This window comes from Methylocystis sp. sgz306128 (assembly GCF_056032725.1).
Genome location: NZ_JBVYWO010000018.1, coordinates 1 through 18,622 on the forward strand (window position 1 = coordinate 1; position 18,622 = coordinate 18,622).

Consider the following 18,622-nt stretch of genomic DNA (forward strand, 5'->3'; position numbering starts at 1 on the left):
ATCCCGATGATCTGCTCTTCCGTGAACCGTGAACGCTTCATCCTATCCGTCTCCTCTAGCGACAGACTCTACCAAATTTTTGGAGGAGATTTAGGGGCTCAGGTCAATATGGTCATTATAAATATTAATTCAAATAAAGGGTCTCAAAATGCGTCGAATGACATCATCACCGCTTTATGTCGCTCGTCCTATGCTTCCTAATTTGGATCAACTTATGCCCTTGCTTGAAGGGATATGGGCGCGGAGATTGCTCACAAATGGTGGTCCGTTACATGAACAGCTTGAGGCGGAGCTAGCCAATTTTTTGGGCGTTCAAACCGCCATGCTTTTTAATAACGGAACTATTGCTCTGCTCGCGGCGCTTCGCATGTTTAATTTGCCGCCGGGCAGTGAGGTAATCACCACGCCTTTGACATTCGCAGCTACAGCGCATGCAATTTCTTGGAATGGTCTTGTACCAGTTTTCGTTGACGTATTGGCGGATAGTTTAACCCTCGATCCGGAAGCTGTGGAAGCAGCTATTAACGAAAGAACATCTGCGATCCTTGCTGTACATGTTTACGGAACTGTTTGCGATGTCGAAGCTCTTCAACGAATTGCGACGTTGCATAATTTGCGCCTCATATATGACGCAGCACACGCTTTCGGTTGCACAGTGGCTGACCGTCCAATTGGTACTTTTGGAGATGCATCAGTATTTTCCTTTCATGCTACTAAGCTTTTTCATACATTCGAAGGCGGGATGATTACCACAGCGAAAGAGGAAGATAGCCAGGTAATTTATTATCTGAGAAACTTCGGTATTAAGAACGAAGAAGAAGTGGTTAGCATTGGCATCAATGGTAAAATGAATGAATTGCAAGCAGCGGTAGGTTTACTAAATTTGTCACTAGTCGAAGCGGAGCGGACAGTTCGGACCGAATTGCGGCAGAAATACAGTGCTTTCCTAGAGGGACTGCCAGGCATTCGATTACAGCCAGTGCAGGCTAACGTAGTAAATTCAGAACAATATTTCGCTCTTCAAATCGATCCGAAGCGCTTCGGTCGATCTCGAGATCAAATATATGAAAATTTGAAGAAGCGCGGAATTTTTGCGCGGAAATATTTCCACCCAATATGTACAGATTTTCAACCTTATAGAGGATTCCCTATTCATTCATTGCGAACCCCAGCTATCGCTGAAGTCGTAAAGTCAAGAGTTTTATGCCTACCGTTTCACAGCGGGGTGGAGGATAGTGACGTAGGTGAAATTCGCTCTGTATTTTTAGAAAGATCTTAAAATATTATAAAATCGTGTATTTATAATTCGTATATACGTGCATCTAAGATGCGGAGCGTTGCTACTCGAAATACATTTGGCTATATTTTTTAATAACGCCAATTCTGAAAATTCATGAGGCTTGAATGATATTTTACAGCATTATAAAGTTAATTTCGAACGTTTTAGCTTTGCGTGGTCGCACAAAGATGGAGCGTCGTAAGCTCCGACAACAGTTTGTTGCTAAATTTAATCAAAAGAGTTTCAACTCTATTGGTAAAATTCCTGAAAATGATCTGGTTTATCTTACTCGAGTATCCGCTGCGATGCAGGATGCCACCTTTCCAACTGCTGTAAGTAGCGCAGAGCGCCTTATCGTCATTGCTGTGCCCGAACATAATGCTATGAGTGGCGGCATTTATTCGATGTTCTCCATCGCTTCCCACATGAGACAGATGCATCGAATACATGGATATGAGGTAATAATTGTAACTAGACCGCAAAAATCTTGTATAACCTATTATAGGAATACAAATTTTATAAATTCAGAAAATGTTTATCGTTTTAATCAAATAATTGGATGTAACAGGCTGAAGGAGTTATACATTCACATTCCGGAATATATAGCTGATACATTCGTTGATGATTTGAACGAATTTGAATTTAATTTCTTAAAGAAATTTGCCGTTGCTGGAAAACTGATGATCAATATTTTGAATCAGAATATCGAACTTATGCCGAAACCTGAGTTACTGATGGGTCTGCGAAACCTGTCGTCTGAGTTATCCCAGTCAGTGGCGCATCATGCTTATTTCGGGCAGGAATTTGCAGATAGGTATCACTTACCTACGATACTCCTACCAGCATATACCGATCTTAGCGCTTATCCCCCCGCGACATTCGCGGAGAAGGAAAAATTAATCATTTATTCTCTTGATGACGCGCCTCATAAAGAAAAATGTCTTGCGCGAATTCGAATTGAACTACCCGATTTCCAACTTATCGAAATTCGGGATATCACCTTTGATCATTTTATGGATTTAGCAACCCGGTGCATGTTCGCAATTACTTTCGGGGAGGGCTTTGATGGTTATCTTGCGCAACCCATTCATCAAGGTGGAATAAGTTTTGCCATGTTCAAAAGGGAATTCTTCCCATCGATCCACTTTAAGAAATATTTTAATATTTTTTCCAATTCAGAGCAAATGGTCGAGGAAATCTGTGATAGGATGCGATATTTAAAAGATAATAGGGACGAATACGAGAATTTAAATTTAGAATGGCGCCAGGAATACAAAAAACTATATGAATATTCAGACTATAAAAGTAGAATTTTAAAATTGGCTATGCGAGAATTTGAAATATTCCCAATAAATTAAATTTTTAGTTTTATTCTATATTATCAATCATATTTATAAAAAGTTCGATGGTTTGGTGTCTATTACATATTGCAATTCATTTTGATAATAATGGCTGAGTAAACGTACACCTGAATTGATAATAAATCGTCTTGATAGTGCGTTTTGAATTTTTAGTCGAAGGCTTTAGCGTGGATGATGTTTGTATTTTTGTATCAGGTTTGATTTTTAGTCAAAATCGTTGATTTAACGAGTTGAATTCCGTCGTAAGCACCGTTGGTGTGCCCTTTCGGCAACACTGTCGCTGAATTCCCTTTGATTGAAATTAAGTTTTTACGTCTGTTATTTTTTTGGTTGGGCAGCACGAAAACCGACAAAACTGACAAAACCGATTATGTCTTGGTTGGGGGGCCCACATATTCCACGCGCCACGCCTCTGCCGAGCGACTGCCTCCAGCAGGTACAAAGCGTAAGCCAGACACGATTCGACCAGCGTGGCGCTTGATCCAGTGTCCCAATCGTCGCGCATTGATAACGTCACGTTCGCCGGCAATGTCTAAGAGCACCGCGCGTAGTTCGGCGAGATTGGAATGATGATCCCCCGAACCAAATGTAATATCTTTCAGCACTTGCCGAATCATGGTTGGTTTGTTGGCGTAACCAGAATGCCAGGCGGAAAGTAACCTGTCCAATATATCGCGGTCTGGATCGTCGGCCAATCCCTCAAAAATTGACGACGCAGGGTCAGGGTGGCCTAACCATAACAATGGCTGGCGACATAGATCCGACCACGATTCATATCCAGCAAGTTGCCGACATGGTGTCTTTGGACGACCGGCGACGATCCAGGCGCGAATAATTGTAAGCACTAACGATACGTATTGTTCTCGGTCTTTTAAGATATCCGTGACAAGATTTGGATTATTGAACTGGCGTGTTGCTGGCGTTTCGCACATTGGATCAAGATTTATCGTAATGCAACGACGAATCATATCCTTGTTGGGGCCAACGTTGTTGCCACTTGAGAGAAATAATACGCGTGTGCTTACGGTTACAACTTTCGATGAGCCAAGATATCGACCCGAGATATGTTCCGATGATAATGCCGTGCATAGACTATTATGAGGCATAAGATCGCAGGTGAGGTTATCAAATTCTATTACGGCAGGGTCTGGTGCAAGAGATGCTACCAGCAATTTTTTACATTCTTCATCATCATTAGGAAATGTCATCGGCGAGCTAATTTGCGGTGTTGCAAAAGCGCGTATCGTTTCGCAGAGATAAGACTTGCCGGATCCTGATTGCGCTGCACGGACGTGGAACATCGGCGCCGTTGGCAAACTTTTTCGTACTACGGCTGTCAAAGCGGCTGACAGACTTGCCGATGCGTCAACAGGTCGAGCAAAGCTAAATTCCTTGAGCAAGTCCGACAGAATTCGTGCAGCTTGTTCAGCCTGTTCTTTGGTTGGGCTTGCTGGAATGGGAAATTTATCTTCGCGGTAAATACCAATGATCTGTAAATCCGGATCATAACCCGGACTGCACGAAATGCTGCCGTCTGGACGAAGAATTGGTTGTCGAGCTAGACTACGCAGGACAGGTAAATGATTGTATTTTTGCAAATCCAGCAAAGTGCTAACGTGACGATTAGGAGGGTCGCTGCGCGTCCAATTGCCAGTTCTTCCGTCGAATTTTTCCCAGTTGGCAATCTCCGCCAGGTTTGTGACGAGCGCGGGCAGTTTTACCTCATGGATTGAAGCTTCGTGAGTACTGGGGTCGATATAGACGGCAACTATCTGACCGCTTCGCTGATAGAATTTTCCCGAACGGGCAAGTTCTTTCTCGGCGATATCGACTATGCAGTGAATTTTACCGGGAACAATTCTGATGGTCGGTTGAATTCTGGCGCTATTTGCTTCGAGTCCAAGGATTTTGAGCAAATCACCAATTCGTCGATCGGCACAATGTCCGTGGCGACAACTAAACCCCCCAGAAACATATTGTCTATCAGGCTCAAAATAGGCGCTTCCTTTATCAATGGCATCGGTATGTTCGCTCACCCAAGGGCACGTGATATCGTGTTTGCCCCCACCCAGTGGACGCTTGTAAAGTCCCTGCGCCTTAAGAGCGGATAGCACCCTATTTTCTGGCGGTGCAGGAATTAAAATTTGAGGATCCGAAACCACCGGCAGTTTGGTCCGCTTTGAACCGCTTTGCATATTTGGGCCTTGCGTTAAGCCTAGTCCTTCACGCAATTCTTGGACTGTGTAGTGTCGCTCCGGGCTCCACTCGGCCAGACGACAAGCAAAGGCGGGGCTTTTCTTGCCGTTGACACCAACCGGCAGGCGAGCCAGCCTGGTTGTCGGACCGCTTGCGCCCGGATCACATAAACCTGCGTCGATGATTGTCTTTGCCAGGTCATCGGCTTGTTTTGGGTCCTTGATCGGTTCCGCTAGCATATAGCCGTATTGAAAATTGCCGGGGGAAGTCTCTATTCGCCAAGAAGGAGGCAAAGAAATCTTCTCCACGGGGACTTTAGTACCGACGTCGTCAAGCATGACCGCATGCAGCCCGTGAAAGTTCAATTTCCGTCGGTGATATTGGCCCGCCTCATCCGGACCATACGAAGAAAGGCTAAAATAATTGTTATAGTCCGACCGAATAACCGCAGATCCAGAATGCCATGCCGCACTTTTCCATGCGTTTGGTTTGTCCGCCGCAGGATTTCCTTTAAAACTGGTCACCATGGGGCATGTCTGGGCGGGGGCATCGCGAAAAACTACGGCTAGAAACTCGGCGTTCGAGATTATTTTAAGGTCGGTTTGATCGGTTTTATCGGATGTGCTTGCCTCGATCTGAGAAAGTGGAAGACACAGCACACCCTTATTATCGGAACCATATGAGGTACTTTCTGCCGACTTGATCATATGTTCTTCAGCTTCTGCTGTGTTAGTGGCTTGCTGGCTAGCCCCGCCAAGTCTTGTTTGATCATGCGTCATCGCGGCCTCCTCGAGCAGGCTTCAGATCGGTTTCAGAGGAAGAGCATCTTGGCTGGCTCAGGCGTCCCTGCGCCCAATCCAGGGCATCGCCCCAGCGATATAATACCCGATTGCCGAATGATCTGAAGGGAGGGCCGCCCCCGCGGGTCGCTTTGGTTGCCAATGTTTTTGGCTTTATCGGGAAGCCGCTGGCTGTTAACGCTGAAGCTATTGCGTCACGGGTAAGTAAGGCATCAAGCCTATCAGGAATAATCTGTTGCATTTTTTCACCATCAATCGTTAGCATTCTTGCTCAATCTTGACGGTGTTATTTTTGTTCAATCAAAATCGCTACTCAACGGGGGTGCGTTGGTAGCGATTTTACTTTTTTGGACCAGCGATTTACCTTTTTAGACGAGCGATTTGATTTTAGGTGGTTGAGGTAGGCCTGGGCACGCGATGGCCCCGACCAAAATTGAGTTGTTTGTTGGCTTCTTTGTAAATGGAGTCAGCAATTTTCTGACCTGCATTGAATTCATCTTTGAATGGTTTCCTAAAGTGTTCGCGACCGACATGGCCCGGTCCTTGCGCTCGGTTACTTTGAATCCACTCCTTGCAAAATTCGACAGCTTTCTGGGGGTCATAGGGCGTCGGTTGGTTGTTTCGCGTAGCATGCCCCCGAGGAACAACACGCAAAGTTTCGGACGGACATTGTTCTGCATTATATCGAGATTCTTTACGCCAGCGTAGGAACGCCTCTCTGCCGATGCGCCACTGATTAAAATGACCCCCGCGCGTCAGGAGTGGCCATTTCGTAATCGGAAGGGTAGCGATGCCTCGAAGCCCTTCTTCGGTGCCGTCCCAATTCCAAGGCATAAAATCCGGGCTACCAGCAAGGTACCTTGCGAAGTCGGATCGATTGATGGAGCAGCAGCGTCGTTCTGCAGTCAGATATTGTTGCCCATCCGGGCCTGTTTTCAAAATGCCGTCAGGGCCGTACCAGTAGTGCCCGGGCCGGTCCGACATAATGTCGACGCCCTCGGGGGGAGGCCGTGTAATGGGGGCTAGATCATTGCGATAGATGAGGCTCTCGCCTCCTCGTTCAAACTCACCGCGAAAAAACGCCTGGGTCAGGACTTGCATGGTTGCATCAAAATCCAGGTCACCGGATACGAGTTGTTTGCTGGCGATTTCACTGAATGACAAATCATCGCTTTGCCGAAAGGGGGTATCAGTGACGTTGGGCATACGAGTTCAGCCGCGCGGAAGTTCGAAATGAAATAAATTTTAACGACTGCCCGATGAATTTCAACGTGCAGTTTTTCGCTCGCAGCGTTCTATACGGCGATATTTCGCATCTAGGCTGGCAGCGCTGACGCATCGATCGCCCAGCCCATCAATTTCATGGTTTCATTGGCCACGCTATCTGCAGCAGCTAAAAGCACAGTATCAGCCGAGTGAATATAGCGCGATGTTACTGAGTGACCTTTATGACCAACCAGTGCAGCAATTGTTGCTTCGGAAAAACCTAAATCGCTTGCGAGCGATATGAATGAATGCCTGAATACATGAGGAGTTATGTCGGAGGGCAGGGGACCTTTGGCCATCATCTTGCCCCACATCGTCGAAAAGCCGGCCATGATCCCGTTGCCACGTGTGGCTTGAAAAACCAATGCATCATCCGCGCGTCGCTCCAGTGAGGACAGTACCCTGCAAGCGGCCTGCGATAACGGTCGAACAGATCGACCTGTCTTGCCGTCTGGCAGGATCACGGTGCGCCGCGTAAAATCGACGTTTTTCCATCGCAGATTGAGTGCTTCACCTTTACGCCAGCCGGTTAATACAAGAAAGCGCGCGGCTGCCACAGCGGGTGGCCATATAGATTCTGTTTCCGCCTGCATTAATGCAGTCCCAAGAATTTGGTATTCGGCATTGCTCAAACGACGTTCTCGCCGGTTATCCGCATAGCGGATAACGCCATGCACAGGATTGTCTGGCCGCATGTTATGACGCACCGCATAGGTGAAAATACCACCCAAAAGCCCAACAGTTCTGCTCGCAGTGCCTTTTCCGCCACGCACATGTGACACGCCTCTTCTTTTTTCTGTTTTCGCCCTAAGTGCTGTTTTGCCTTCAGCCACAGCATGCATGAAGTCTTCTATGTCTCGAACTGTAATCGTCGCAACTTTTTGCCGCCCCAAAAGCGGCTTGATGTGGCGCTCAATGCGGCCTCGATCCGTAGCGAGGGTGCTGGGCTTCTTTTGGGTTTTTCGGCGCGTCAGCAAGTGGCCGGCTTCTGCATCTGCCAAATAGAGATCGCAAAGCTGGGTCATTGTCTCTGCTTGACGGGCGGCCTTTTTCTCAGCAGCTGGATCGAGCCCTTTTGCCACATCACCCAAAATTTCCCGGGCTTTTTCGCGGGCTTGGTCTGGTGTCCAGGGCGCGCCGTGCCGACCTATGGTTTGAAAGCGCTGCCGGCCCTCAAGCGTACGATAATAAATGAAATAGGAAACCGCAGAGCTGTTCTGGCGCCGAATGCCAAAGCCCGAGACCACAGTATCCCACTGCGTCTCTCCGACTTGCAAATTACGGACCTCTCTAAGACCAATTTTCTTGCGTTCTGCCATCGAACACTCGTGCTAGCTAGCTAGCAATTAGCTAGCAATTAGCTAGCAAGTTCGCGCATTATCTCGCAAACAAAGGCAGATGTCATCAATAAAAAGCTAATTATAATAAGACACTTAGCAAAAAATTTCAGCTAGCTAGGATCCATATCAAATCATCAAAATTGCCCTCCGAAGGCAGAGGTCACAGGTTCGAATCCTGTCGGGTGCGCCAACAAAATCAATGACTTAGAGATAAATCTCACACTCTGATTTGCCCTCTGTCACTCCTGTGCCACAAGGCGTTTCAAAATCTCCAAAGTTATAAAATGCGAAAGCCGCATGCAGTTGCCAATTTGGCGGCCTAGATATCCACTTCAATCTTGGAGCTTCGTTCTTTAATTGGTTGCAGAGTCATAGCGTCGATTTGGCGGAACTCGCGCAGCGTATCTCTAAAGTCGTCGCGATGAAGCCAAATTCGTAATAATTGCGCGATTGAGAAATGTTGATCATGGCAGTAAGACTGAATGTATGGTGATCGCTCCGCTTGCCAGCATGATAATGTCTGCCGGTCCTAGAATCGTGATGGCGTGCAAGGTGGATGAAGGACTCAACATGAATGAAAATTCCAATAACCTGGCATCGCCGCGCGCTCTTATGGAGCAGGATTATTTTGCGCTGGCGTCGTTCCGTTATGCCTTGCGGTTGTTTCTGGCCTTCAGTGAACAGGCCGCAAAAAATGCGGGTTTGCCGCCGCAGCAGCATCAGGCCATTCTCGCGATCCGCGGCTTTTCGTCCGGCGGCAGGGGACTGTCTGTTGGAGAACTGGCCGAGCGCCTTTTGCTAAAACATCACACCGCTGTTGAACTCGTCAATCGCCTTGTCAAGGCTGGCTTGGTGGTGCGCTCTTCGGATGACCAGGATCGCCGTTTTGTTTATTTGTCGCTGACGCCCAAGGCCGAGGAAACGCTGGCGCATTTGTCGGCCCAGCATCTGGCTGAGATTCAACGAAATGCTCCGGAGCTCATTCATGTTCTGGAAAAAATTCGGACACCTGCGCCCGCAGGCGGAGCAACTTCTTAAAATTAAAAATATAATAAATTCAGTTATTTATATTTGTTTTCTAAAAGGTTAGATAAGATGATCGAGGATCTGAACGGCAAGGTTGTGCTGATAACAGGCGCTTCAACTGGTATCGGCGCCGCAGCCGCTGAGGCTTTTGCGCATAATGGTACACATGTCATGGTGCATTACAATTCCAGCAAAGCCGAGGCAGAGGCGGTCGCCGCGCGCATCAGCAAGGCCGGGGGCAAGGTTGGTCTCGTTCAGGGCGATGTGATGCGGCGCGATGCCGCCGCGAAGATTATTGCGCAGACTCTGGCCGAGTTCAGCCGCATCGATATTCTTGTCAACAATGCAGGCGGCATGTTGGGACGCAAGCTGCTGGCCGAAATCGACGATGATCATTATGACCGGGTTATGGACCTGAATGCACGGTCCGTGGTTGCCTTCATGCGGGAAATCGCACCTGTCATGAAGCGGCAGGGTGGCGGTAACATTATCAACGTCTCTTCGATAGCGGCCCGCAATGGCGGAGCGGGCGGCGCGGTTCTCTATGCGGCGTCAAAGGGATTTGTTTCGACATTCACACGCGGAATGGCCAAGGAACTGATCGTCGATAATATCCGCGTCAATGCCATAGCGCCGGGCGTGATCACGACGCCGTTTCATGAACGCTATTCCAATGCGCAGCAACTGGAAGCGGCGCTGAAGACAGTGCCCATGGGCCGGCTTGGCACGGCTGAGGATTGCGCGGGCACAATCCTGTATCTGGCGTCCGATCAATTGTCCGGCTACATTATCGGGCAGGTGATCGAGATTAACGGCGGCCAGCTCATGCCCTGACAGAAAGGCCGCCTCGCGAGGCGGCCAGTCTTTCAACAGCTTTGAGGACGGCCTGGTTTAGTTGGGATCGGTCAGGCGCAGATAGGGACGGGGAGCTTCCCAGCCCTTGGGAAATTTCTCCCTGGCTTTTTCGTCGGTGACCGACAGCGGAATGATCACCTTGCCGTTCGGTTTCCAGTCCGCGGGGGTTGCCACCTGCCGGGCGTCGGCCAATTGCAGAGCGTCAATGACGCGCAGAATTTCATCAAAATTGCGGCCCACATTCATCGGATAGGTGAAGGTCAGGCGGATTTTCTTGTTCGGATCAATGATAAACACCGAGCGCACGGCCTCCGTCGTGCTTTGCTGCGGGTGAATCATGTCGTAGAGGCGGGATACTTTCAGCTCCGCATCCGCAACAATCGGAAACTGAAGATCTGTATGCTGCGTCTCATTAACATCGGCGATCCATTTGACGTGCTGGGCGACCGTATCGGTTGAGAGGCCAAGCGGCTTGGTGTTGCGCTTCTCGAATTCCTTCGACAACTGCGCCGTTCGTCCCATTTCCGTGGTGCAAACGGGAGTAAAATCCGCCGGATGACTGAAGAAGAAGACCCACGAGTTGCCGCTCCATTCATGGAAGCTGATATGACCCTTGGTTGTTTCGATCTTAAAATCAGGCGCAATATCGCCTATGTGCAGGGACATGATCTCTCTCCGTCGTGTTGATTTTAGGTGATGCATCTTATTCCGTGGAAAGCGCGATGCAAATGCGAATAGTCAACAAAGATGTAAATGCGGCTTTATGCCCAACGCTTTGCGCACTCAGGCGGTAAGGCGCAGATAAAGCATCGGCAAAAGCGTTGGCAATTTCTCGATCCGGTCGATCATGAGATGACTTCTGCGTCCAAAAATCCGCGAGAGATCGTTTTCGCCACCATTATCAAGCCCGACACAAAACACATCGACGCCGTCATGCGATAATTGCTGCACAGCTTTTCGCGCGTCTTCGGTAAGGTGGCGCCGGTCCATCACATCAACATCGGAGGGTTCGCCGTCGGTCACCACCAGCACCAGCTTGCGATGCGTGGCGCAGGCCGACATTTCGGCGCCGGCCTGCCGCAGGGCCGCTCCAAGACGCGTGGACAGCATGGGGCGCAGACCCGCTAGCTTCTGGCGCGTCGCGGCGGAATAGTTTTCGTCGAAATCCTTGACCCGGTAATAATGCACGTCTTCCCGCCCGTTGGAGCAGAAAGCATGAATGGCGAACGGGTCTCCCAATCCGCCCAGTGCCTCCGATAAAAGCGCGGCGGCGGCGCGTTCCAGCGCAATGATGGTCGTATTCGTGTCTTTCACCCGGTCGCGCGTCGATTCCGATATGTCAATCAGCAGCAAGACTGAGAGATCGCGCGCGCGCATGACGCTGGTCTCATAAATGCGCGTATCTGGCGAGAGGCCGGAGCGCCGCTCAATCGTGGCGCGGATGCAGGCATCCAGATCAAGCTTCTCGCCCTGCGGCTGGCGGCGCACACGAACCGGCCGGCTGACCTTGGCCGCGCCGACCATGCGCGCTATGCGCGCCTCAACATCGGCATATTGCTGCAGAATGAGATCGAGACTGTCAGAAGGTGCGGGCCGGACGAGATATTCCTTCAGGGTCGTCCAGTCGTTGCGCATGACAGAGCTGACGTGATCCCATTCGGGATGGCGGGCAATCGGAAAGCCTTCATCATCCGCAATCGCACTCATACGGGCGGCCTGATTGGCCGGTGGCTCGTCTGGATTCGTCTGCTCGCGCTTCTGCGGCTGATCGGGTTTGTCCTCCTGCTGTATACGGACGGATTCGATGATCGTCTCGGCATCGTCAGATTGCTCCGGCGGCAATTCATCGAAATTCCACAGGCCAAGATTATCGTCGCGGTAGGACGGTTCGATAACATGGGTCTTGGCGTTGAACTGAATACGCATCTGGCCAAGATCATTGCCAAGCAATCCACCGATACGGCGGCTTATCGCAGGATCGTCCCAGTTTTCGCGCTGCTCGAAAAACATCATGCGCCCCTTGTTCACCCAAGGGTCGTCGTCGACATAATCCTCGTCGATCAGCGCGCGCGAGAGCCGGGCCATCAGCAAGTCGGCCGTATGCGCCGTGCCCGGCCTGGCATAATGAAATTGCAGCCAGAGGCGCTTGAGCCCCGGAAACGCCTGCATCGCGAGTCTTTCGACCCGGGCGTCCTCGATCAGGCCGACAAGTGCCAATTGTATCGGCTTTAATGTGCCGATGGGAAATTTGGCTCGGGTATAGGTCAAGTGTGCGCCGATATGGGCCAGAACAGCGCGAAAATGGGTCAAGGCCCTCTCTTCGCGAAAACCAGCGTAATTTTCCGGAATGCGCACCATCAGACCATCGAACGAGGCGCGGCGCGGTGCCTTGGCGCCGGCCCGTATTGCGGCTGTACGTATGATCGGATGAAGATCCCACAAAGCCGTCAGAAAAGCCTTCAGGCCACGTTCGTGGTCGGAAAAGATGATATCCTGCTCCGTGCGGTCAAATTGCTTGAGCGTCGCCACATCGCTATGCGTGAAATAGGCCAGCCTTTGCGCGGCATCGCTTCCGCCTGAACGTAAACCCGCCAGCACCCAAGCGCGAAAAGCAATAGGCTCGAGAATCTGGCCGATACGGGGGGCGTCCTTGAGAACGGGTTCAATGGACTCGGGCGCCAGACCGCCCAGTTCCTCCATTGTTCTGAGCCAGACTCTGAAGGCTGAATTTCCGCGGATATGGCTTCCGCATTCTCCGGCGGCTGCAAAAAAGCGGGAGGCCGAAGAGGCGCCTGCGTGCTTGGCGATGTTCAGCCCCATCGGCACGATCGAAAGCGCAGCTTCCGGGCCGTGCACCCGCGCCAGTCTGGCGCTGGCCAGTGCAAAATTAATGACAGCGCCTTGTCCCAGCCGCGCCTGCGCTACCTGTTCGAACGCGAATATCCAGCGCTCCAGTGCTGCGCCCTCAAAGGCTGAGCGCACCGCTTCCATGGCTTTTGGACCGACGACCTCGGTGGAGCGCGCGTCTTTGAGTAGCTTGTCGACCACGTCTTCAGTCATGATTTACGCCCAGTGTCAGATGCAGGCCGAAATGACTTCCTTGAGCGCCGAGCGCATGTCCTGATCGTCGGTGATGGGCAGAACCAGCGCCACCTCACAGGCTTCCTGTACGCCGATGCCGCCGTCAATCAGACGGCCAGCCTGTATCAGCATGCGCGTTGACGCGCCTTCGTCGAGGCCATGTCCCTTGAGGTTGCGCGAACGATGGCCGATCTTGACCAGAATGTCGGCTTGCTGCCTTGAGATGTCCGCTTCGTGTGCAACGATCTCGGCCTCGATATCCGGTTCAGGATATGAAAACTCCAGCGCGGCGAAGCGCTGCTTGGTCGATTCTTTCAGATCCTTGATCACGCTCTGATAGCCGGGATTATAGGAGATGACCAATTGAAAATCGGGATGTGCAGGCACGAGTTCGTTCTTTTTTTCCAGCGGCAGAATGCGGCGGTCGTCCGTGAGCGGATGAATGACCACTGTCGTATCCTGTCGCGCTTCCACAACTTCGTCGAGATAACAAATGGCGCCGTAGCGCACGGCTATGGCGAGCGGACCGTCGTGCCAGACCGTTCCATTCGCATCGAGCAGATAACGCCCGACAAGATCCGAGGCTGTCATGTCCTCGTGGCAGGCAATGGTGATCAGCGGTTTCCGCAGACGCCATGCCATATGTTCGATGAACCGGGTTTTGCCGCAACCCGTCGGGCCTTTTAGCATCATCGGCATACGCGCGGCATAGGCTGCGGAGAACAAGCTGATTTCATTGGCCACCGGCCGGTAATAGGGCTCGTCGTGAATGAGGTAAGAACTGAGATCCATCTGTCGACACCATATTGCGGCGGTGAGGCAAAGCCGCCGGTTTGTTTTGGGCGCAGGGCAGCGAAGGCCGCCACCCTGCGCCGTTGTTTCAGCGGTGGGCGCGTGTCTTGGCGTTCGGAATGCCTTCGATCGGGCTTTCCTCGGTGCCCGGCGTCGAGCGCGTCATGGCTTCAACCATTTCGCGCGTACCCTCCGGATCGCTGGTCCACTTCTTGTAGAAGTCGAAGGGGCAGGCGGCGACGCCCTGTGCGCTTTCGCCCGAATTGATCAGGCCGGTATAGCCGCGGTGCAGCAGCTTGTAGAGGTGATTCTGGCTCTGGCCGTTCTTGCGTGCATCGCGGATCAGCGACTTGGAGAGCTGCGCATATTGAATGCCCATTTCCTCTTCGCCAGTCTCGCCAAGTGTGCGGCCGTCGAAGCCGACAATGGCGGAATGGCCGAAGTAGGAATAGACACCGTCGAAGCCGGCGGCGTTGGCGACGGCCACATAGCAATTGTTGGCCCAGGCCATGGCCTTGGCCATGATCACCTGCTGTTCCTTTGCCGGGTACATATAGCCCTGACAACGAACAATCAGTTCAGCGCCGCGCATGGCGCAATCGCGCCAGATTTCGGGGTAATTGCCGTCATCGCAGATGATGAGGCTGATCTTCATGCCCTTCGGGCCTTCCGACACATAGGTGCAGTTGCCGGGATACCAGCCTTCGATCGGCACCCAGGGCATGATCTTGCGGTATTTCTGGACGATCTCACCCTTGTCGTTCATGAGGATGAGTGTGTTATAGGGCGCTTTTTTCGGATGTTCCTCATGGCGCTCGCCGGTAAGCGAGAACACGCCCCAGACCTTGGCCTTGCGGCAGGCTTCGGCAAAAATCTCGGTTTCCTCGCCGGGAACCTGAGATGCCGTTTCGTACATCTCCTTCTGGTCGTACATGATCCCGTGCGTGCTGTATTCCGGGAAAATGACAAGATCCATGCCCGGAAGGCCGGATTTCATACCGACAATCATGTCGGCAATCTTGCGGGCGTTTTCCAGGACTTCCTTTTTGGTGTGCAGGCGCGGCATCTTGTAGTTGACGACGGCAACGCCGACTGTGTCATTGCTGCTGGAAATATCTCCGTGAAGCATAGCCTATTCTCCTTGATTATTGATTTATCGTGCCATTTCGCCTCTAGATCGCGAGGTGCCTGTGCACGAGCGTGTCCGTCAATTCCTTGACGGGGCCTCCCGCAACAACCTGCCCCTTCTCCATGATGATGAAACTGCTGGAGGCACGTCTTGCGAAGCTGATATCCTGCTCAACCAGCACGATGGTGATGCCGTGCTTCTGATTGAGCGTGATGATGACATCCTCGATCTGCTCAACGATGTTGGGCTGGATGCCTTCGGTCGGCTCGTCGAGCAGGATGATTTTCGGGTTGGTGAGCAGGGCGCGGGCAATTGCCAGCTGCTGCTGCTGCCCGCCGGAGAGATTGCCGCCGAGACGATTCAGAAATTCCTTGAGGATCGGGAAAAGCTGAAAGATCAGTTCGTCATAATTCTTGTCAGGCTTGCCGGCGCGGGCAAAGGTTCCGAGCTTGAGGTTCTCGCGCACGGTGAACCCCGGCAGAATGCCGCGCCCCTGCGGGACATAGCCTATGCCGGCCTGCGCCCGCCGGAATGTCGGTGCTTCGCTGATGGACTGGCCGTCGAGCTCGATCTCGCCTTCCGTACGATCCATCAGGCCGAGCAGGGCTTTGAGCAAGGTGGTCTTGCCTACGCCGTTCCGCCCGATCACACTCATCAGGCTGCCATCTGCAACATCCAGCGTGATGTTCTGCAGCGCGGGGGAGTTGCCATAATAGGCTCCGAGATTTTTGACTTTAAGCACGGCTGATCCCCATCGAACCGAGATAGACCTGTTTGACCATGGCGTCGTTTTCGATTTCCGAAACTGTGCCCTCTGCGAGCAGCTTGCCCTGATGCATCACGGAGATGACGTCGCCGATCTCTTTGACGAAGCGCATGTCGTGTTCCACCACGATGATCGTGTGCTTGCCTTTGAGTCTGTTGCAGATGTCCGCCGTCTTCTGCGTCTCCTGCTCGGTCATGCCGGCAGTCGGTTCGTCGAGCAGAATCAGTTCCGCGTCCTGCGCCAGCAACAGGGCAATTTCCAGCCATTGCGTCTGGCCATGCGAGAGGTAGCCGGCAGGTGCATCGAGGTGGCTGCTCAGGCCAACGAAATCCGCCAGCTTTTGCAGTCCGTCTGCTTCGGAAGAATGGCTGGAGCGGAACAGATTGGCGAATACGCCGTTGCGCTTGCAAAAACCCACCTCCAGATTTTCGCGTACGGTCAGTTGCCGGAAAACACTGGGAACCTGAAATTTTCGTCCAATTCCGGCCCGGGCGATCAGATAATCGTCGAGATGGCCGATTTCCTTGTCCTTGAAGCGGATAGAGCCGGATGTCGGCTTGGTCTTGCCGCAGATCAGGTCAAGAGCAGTGGTTTTCCCGGCGCCGTTCGGGCCGATCAGGCAGCGCAATTCGCCTTTCCGGACAGAGAGTGACAGGCCGTTGACAGCCTTGAAGCCATTGAAGCTTACGCTGACGTCGTCAAGTTTCAGATGGGCGCTCATGCGTCCTCCATGGATTTTGTGACAGACAGGGCAACCGGTCTTGCAGCAGCCCTGTTGCGGCTTTCGGCCTTGCCGGCGGCGATCCTGTCGAAGATGCTGGCCAGCCCGTTGGGAAGGAACAGGACGACGAGCACAAACAGAGCGCCCATCACCAGCGTCCAGGTGTCGAGAAAGGTTTCGGATTCAGAAAGCGCGCCCTGTGTTCCAGCGACGAGAATGGCGCCAAGCACGGCACCCAGAAGACTCTGCCGCCCGCCCACGGCACACCAGATCACGATGGAGAGGCTTAGCCGCACGCTGAGGAATGTTGGCGAGGCAAATTCCATCACGATCGTGTACAGCATGCCTGCAAGACCGGCGATGCCGGCAGATATGGCGAACACCACCGTCTTGTACATGGCGACGTCGTAACCAAAGAACTGGACGCGGGATTCCTGATCGCGGATGGCCTGAAGGATTAGCCCCGCCTTGCTCCGGGTGACAGCAAGCGCAAGGAACAGGGACAATGTCAGGCAGATCGCGATCAGGCTGTATGTGGTCTTCCCGTATGAATCGAAGCTGATGCCAAATAGCTCAAGCTGGGCCAGATCGGTGATCCCGTTGAAGCCGCCGGTGAACCTCTGCTGATCGATGATCAGCAGGTTTGCCACGACCAGCGTCGCCAGAGTGATGATGGCGACATAAACGCCGGTGACACGTCCGCGGAACATGAACCAGCCAAGAAAGGCCGAGACCAGCATCGGCACGGCTATGCCGGCGAATATGGCAAAATGAACCGAATAAAACGGCACCCAGAACCAGGGCAGGCTTGGAACATTGTTCCAGACCATGAAATCTGGCAGGCCCTCTGGCCCTGTGTGAACCGGAATCGTACGTAATTTCAGAGCCATGGCCATACAATATGAACCAAGTCCGAAACTCAGTGCCTGCCCAAGATTCAGAATGCCGGCATAGCCCCATGACAGGCTCAGCGCCAGAGACACCATGGCAAGCACAAGATAGCGCGCCATGCGGTTGAGAAGAAAATCGTCATGGATGAAGAAGGGCAGGGCGAGAATAATGCCGCAGACAATGGCGTATACGGCGATCTGCCTGATGGATTTTGAGGTGGTCATGCGCGCACCCGTGTAACGAACAGCCCCTGCGGGCGAAATCTGATGACGACGATGATGGCGAGAAGAACCAGCGCCTTGGCGATCGTGTCGTTCTGCCAATAGGCGAGAAAGCCGGAAAGCTCTCCCAGAATGAGCGAGCTTGCGATCGTGCCGAGGATGCTCTGAACACCGCCGAGCACCACGACGAAGAAAGCATCGACAACATAGCTCGTGCCCATTTCGGGTGAGACGCTCTTCAGCGGAGCAATCAAGGCTCCGGCTAGTCCGGCCAGACCGGCGCCATAGGCGAAAGTCAGCGTGTAGATGCGATTGGCATCGATGCCGAAGGCCGTGGCTATGCTGCGATCCTGGACAACGGCACGCAACTTCATGCCAATGGTGGTGCGGTTGAGCAGATACCAGGTGGCCGCAAACAACGCCGCGCCAAAAATGATGATGAACAGGCGGTAGGCGGACACATCGACGCCAAAAATGGCAACCGTGCCGCCAAGGCTCGGAGGCATTTCGACATAGCGCAGCTCGCCGCCAGCCAGAAGACGCGCCGATTGCTGCAGAATAACGCCGATGCCCCAGGTCGCGAGAATCGTATCGAGCGTACGCTTGTAGAGAAACTGGATGACGCCCCGTTCGATAATTGCGCCCAGCAGCGCCACGCCGATGAAAATAATGAAAAGGCTGGGCAGAAGGCTGATGCCGAAATACGTCTTCAGCGCCCACGCGCCATAGGCTCCCAGCATGATGAATTCGCCATGGGCCATGTTGATCACGTTCATGGAGCCATAAATGATGGAAAGCCCCAGAGCGACCACGAGCAGGATTGACCCAATGCTGAGCCCGGTGATGATTTGTTCGAGAAGCACGTCGGCCACCTCTTGTTGCGCGCTTGATTGCGGCG

The 18,622-nt window shown here is 52.3% G+C and carries 16 protein-coding genes and 1 tRNA gene; 6 read left to right on the top strand and 11 right to left on the bottom strand.

The features are described from left to right. The 3 genes from AC0N03_RS16155 to AC0N03_RS16165 form a co-directional block, all read left to right on the top strand. The coding region (locus AC0N03_RS16155) for a hypothetical protein (protein ID WP_474289942.1) at positions 1 to 201 on the top strand (201 nt) is incomplete at its 5' end. A 13-nt stretch (positions 202 to 214) separates the two neighbouring features. Beyond that, positions 215 to 1,279 carry a DegT/DnrJ/EryC1/StrS family aminotransferase gene (locus tag AC0N03_RS16160; protein WP_474289943.1) on the top strand — a complete coding sequence of 355 codons (1,065 nt, stop codon included), beginning with the start codon at positions 215 to 217 and terminating at the stop codon, positions 1,277 to 1,279. A gap of 188 nt (positions 1,280 to 1,467) precedes the next feature. Continuing rightward, positions 1,468 to 2,637: a hypothetical protein gene (locus AC0N03_RS16165; protein ID WP_474289944.1), complete on the top strand. Its 1,170-nt coding sequence runs from the start codon at positions 1,468 to 1,470 to the stop codon at positions 2,635 to 2,637. 371 nt (positions 2,638 to 3,008) lie between these two features. Here AC0N03_RS16165 and AC0N03_RS16170 read toward each other — a convergent pair whose 3' ends face one another. From AC0N03_RS16170 to AC0N03_RS16180, 3 genes are all read right to left on the bottom strand, one after another. Further along, positions 3,009 to 5,615, bottom strand: coding sequence for a hypothetical protein (locus tag AC0N03_RS16170; RefSeq protein WP_474289945.1), 2,607 nt, complete (start codon positions 5,613 to 5,615; stop codon positions 3,009 to 3,011). Positions 5,616 to 6,023: 408 nt separating this feature from the next. Next, positions 6,024 to 6,842 (bottom strand): hypothetical protein, encoded by an 819-nt coding sequence (locus AC0N03_RS16175; protein ID WP_474289946.1) that lies wholly within the window; start codon positions 6,840 to 6,842, stop codon positions 6,024 to 6,026. A 110-nt stretch (positions 6,843 to 6,952) separates the two neighbouring features. Continuing rightward, positions 6,953 to 8,221, bottom strand: coding sequence for a tyrosine-type recombinase/integrase (locus tag AC0N03_RS16180; RefSeq protein ID WP_474289947.1), 1,269 nt, complete (start codon positions 8,219 to 8,221; stop codon positions 6,953 to 6,955). Between the two features lie 117 nt (positions 8,222 to 8,338). Here AC0N03_RS16180 and AC0N03_RS16185 point away from each other — a divergent pair. From AC0N03_RS16185 to AC0N03_RS16195, 3 genes are all read left to right on the top strand, one after another. Further along, a tRNA-Ser gene (locus AC0N03_RS16185) sits at positions 8,339 to 8,432 on the top strand. Between the two features lie 380 nt (positions 8,433 to 8,812). Beyond that, positions 8,813 to 9,280 (top strand): MarR family winged helix-turn-helix transcriptional regulator, encoded by a 468-nt coding sequence (locus AC0N03_RS16190; protein WP_474289948.1) that lies wholly within the window; start codon positions 8,813 to 8,815, stop codon positions 9,278 to 9,280. Between the two features lie 57 nt (positions 9,281 to 9,337). Next, positions 9,338 to 10,102 (top strand): SDR family NAD(P)-dependent oxidoreductase, encoded by a 765-nt coding sequence (locus tag AC0N03_RS16195; protein ID WP_474289949.1) that lies wholly within the window; start codon positions 9,338 to 9,340, stop codon positions 10,100 to 10,102. 57 nt (positions 10,103 to 10,159) lie between these two features. Here AC0N03_RS16195 and AC0N03_RS16200 read toward each other — a convergent pair whose 3' ends face one another. From AC0N03_RS16200 to urtB, 8 genes are all read right to left on the bottom strand, one after another. Beyond that, complete coding sequence (locus AC0N03_RS16200; RefSeq protein ID WP_474289950.1) at positions 10,160 to 10,789, bottom strand: peroxiredoxin; 630 nt, start codon at positions 10,787 to 10,789, stop codon at positions 10,160 to 10,162. Positions 10,790 to 10,906: 117 nt separating this feature from the next. Further along, complete coding sequence (locus tag AC0N03_RS16205) at positions 10,907 to 13,183, bottom strand: nitric oxide reductase activation protein NorD (RefSeq protein ID WP_474289951.1); 2,277 nt, start codon at positions 13,181 to 13,183, stop codon at positions 10,907 to 10,909. A 15-nt stretch (positions 13,184 to 13,198) separates the two neighbouring features. Further along, positions 13,199 to 13,996: an AAA family ATPase gene (locus tag AC0N03_RS16210; RefSeq protein WP_474289952.1), complete on the bottom strand. Its 798-nt coding sequence runs from the start codon at positions 13,994 to 13,996 to the stop codon at positions 13,199 to 13,201. A gap of 88 nt (positions 13,997 to 14,084) precedes the next feature. Beyond that, positions 14,085 to 15,125, bottom strand: a complete 1,041-nt coding sequence (locus tag AC0N03_RS16215; protein ID WP_474289953.1) for an aliphatic amidase — start codon at positions 15,123 to 15,125, stop codon at positions 14,085 to 14,087. Between the two features lie 43 nt (positions 15,126 to 15,168). Then, the gene (gene urtE, locus AC0N03_RS16220) at positions 15,169 to 15,867 is read right to left on the bottom strand and encodes an urea ABC transporter ATP-binding subunit UrtE (RefSeq protein WP_474289954.1); all 699 of its coding nucleotides are present in this window, start codon (positions 15,865 to 15,867) and stop codon (positions 15,169 to 15,171) included. Continuing rightward, on the bottom strand, positions 15,860 to 16,612 hold the full coding sequence (urtD, locus tag AC0N03_RS16225) for an urea ABC transporter ATP-binding protein UrtD (protein ID WP_474289955.1): 753 nt from the start codon (positions 16,610 to 16,612) through the stop codon (positions 15,860 to 15,862). The genes urtE and urtD overlap by 8 nt, the downstream gene beginning before the upstream one ends. Then, the gene (gene urtC / locus AC0N03_RS16230) at positions 16,609 to 17,727 is read right to left on the bottom strand and encodes an urea ABC transporter permease subunit UrtC (protein WP_474289956.1); all 1,119 of its coding nucleotides are present in this window, start codon (positions 17,725 to 17,727) and stop codon (positions 16,609 to 16,611) included. The genes urtD and urtC overlap by 4 nt, the downstream gene beginning before the upstream one ends. After that, entirely contained in the window at positions 17,724 to 18,587 is an 864-nt protein-coding gene (gene urtB, locus AC0N03_RS16235; RefSeq protein ID WP_474289957.1) for an urea ABC transporter permease subunit UrtB, read from the bottom strand. Before urtB ends, urtC begins: the two co-directional genes overlap by 4 nt. Positions 18,588 to 18,622 lie beyond the last annotated feature (35 nt).

Bases quoted from the DNA above. Each gene is read 5' to 3' on its own strand.
- AC0N03_RS16160 (WP_474289943.1), top strand. From the start codon at position 215: ATGCCCTTGCTTGAAGGGATATGGGCGCGGAGATTGCTCACAAATGGT.
- AC0N03_RS16165 (WP_474289944.1), top strand. From the start codon at position 1,468: ATGGAGCGTCGTAAGCTCCGACAACAGTTTGTTGCTAAATTTAATCAA.
- AC0N03_RS16170 (WP_474289945.1), bottom strand. From the start codon at position 5,615: ATGACGCATGATCAAACAAGACTTGGCGGGGCTAGCCAGCAAGCCACT.
- AC0N03_RS16175 (WP_474289946.1), bottom strand. From the start codon at position 6,842: ATGCCCAACGTCACTGATACCCCCTTTCGGCAAAGCGATGATTTGTCA.
- AC0N03_RS16180 (WP_474289947.1), bottom strand. From the start codon at position 8,221: ATGGCAGAACGCAAGAAAATTGGTCTTAGAGAGGTCCGTAATTTGCAA.
- AC0N03_RS16190 (WP_474289948.1), top strand. From the start codon at position 8,813: ATGAATGAAAATTCCAATAACCTGGCATCGCCGCGCGCTCTTATGGAG.
- AC0N03_RS16195 (WP_474289949.1), top strand. From the start codon at position 9,338: ATGATCGAGGATCTGAACGGCAAGGTTGTGCTGATAACAGGCGCTTCA.
- AC0N03_RS16200 (WP_474289950.1), bottom strand. From the start codon at position 10,789: ATGTCCCTGCACATAGGCGATATTGCGCCTGATTTTAAGATCGAAACA.
- AC0N03_RS16205 (WP_474289951.1), bottom strand. From the start codon at position 13,183: ATGACTGAAGACGTGGTCGACAAGCTACTCAAAGACGCGCGCTCCACC.
- AC0N03_RS16210 (WP_474289952.1), bottom strand. From the start codon at position 13,996: ATGGATCTCAGTTCTTACCTCATTCACGACGAGCCCTATTACCGGCCG.
- AC0N03_RS16215 (WP_474289953.1), bottom strand. From the start codon at position 15,125: ATGCTTCACGGAGATATTTCCAGCAGCAATGACACAGTCGGCGTTGCC.
- urtD (WP_474289955.1), bottom strand. From the start codon at position 16,612: ATGAGCGCCCATCTGAAACTTGACGACGTCAGCGTAAGCTTCAATGGC.
- urtC (WP_474289956.1), bottom strand. From the start codon at position 17,727: ATGACCACCTCAAAATCCATCAGGCAGATCGCCGTATACGCCATTGTC.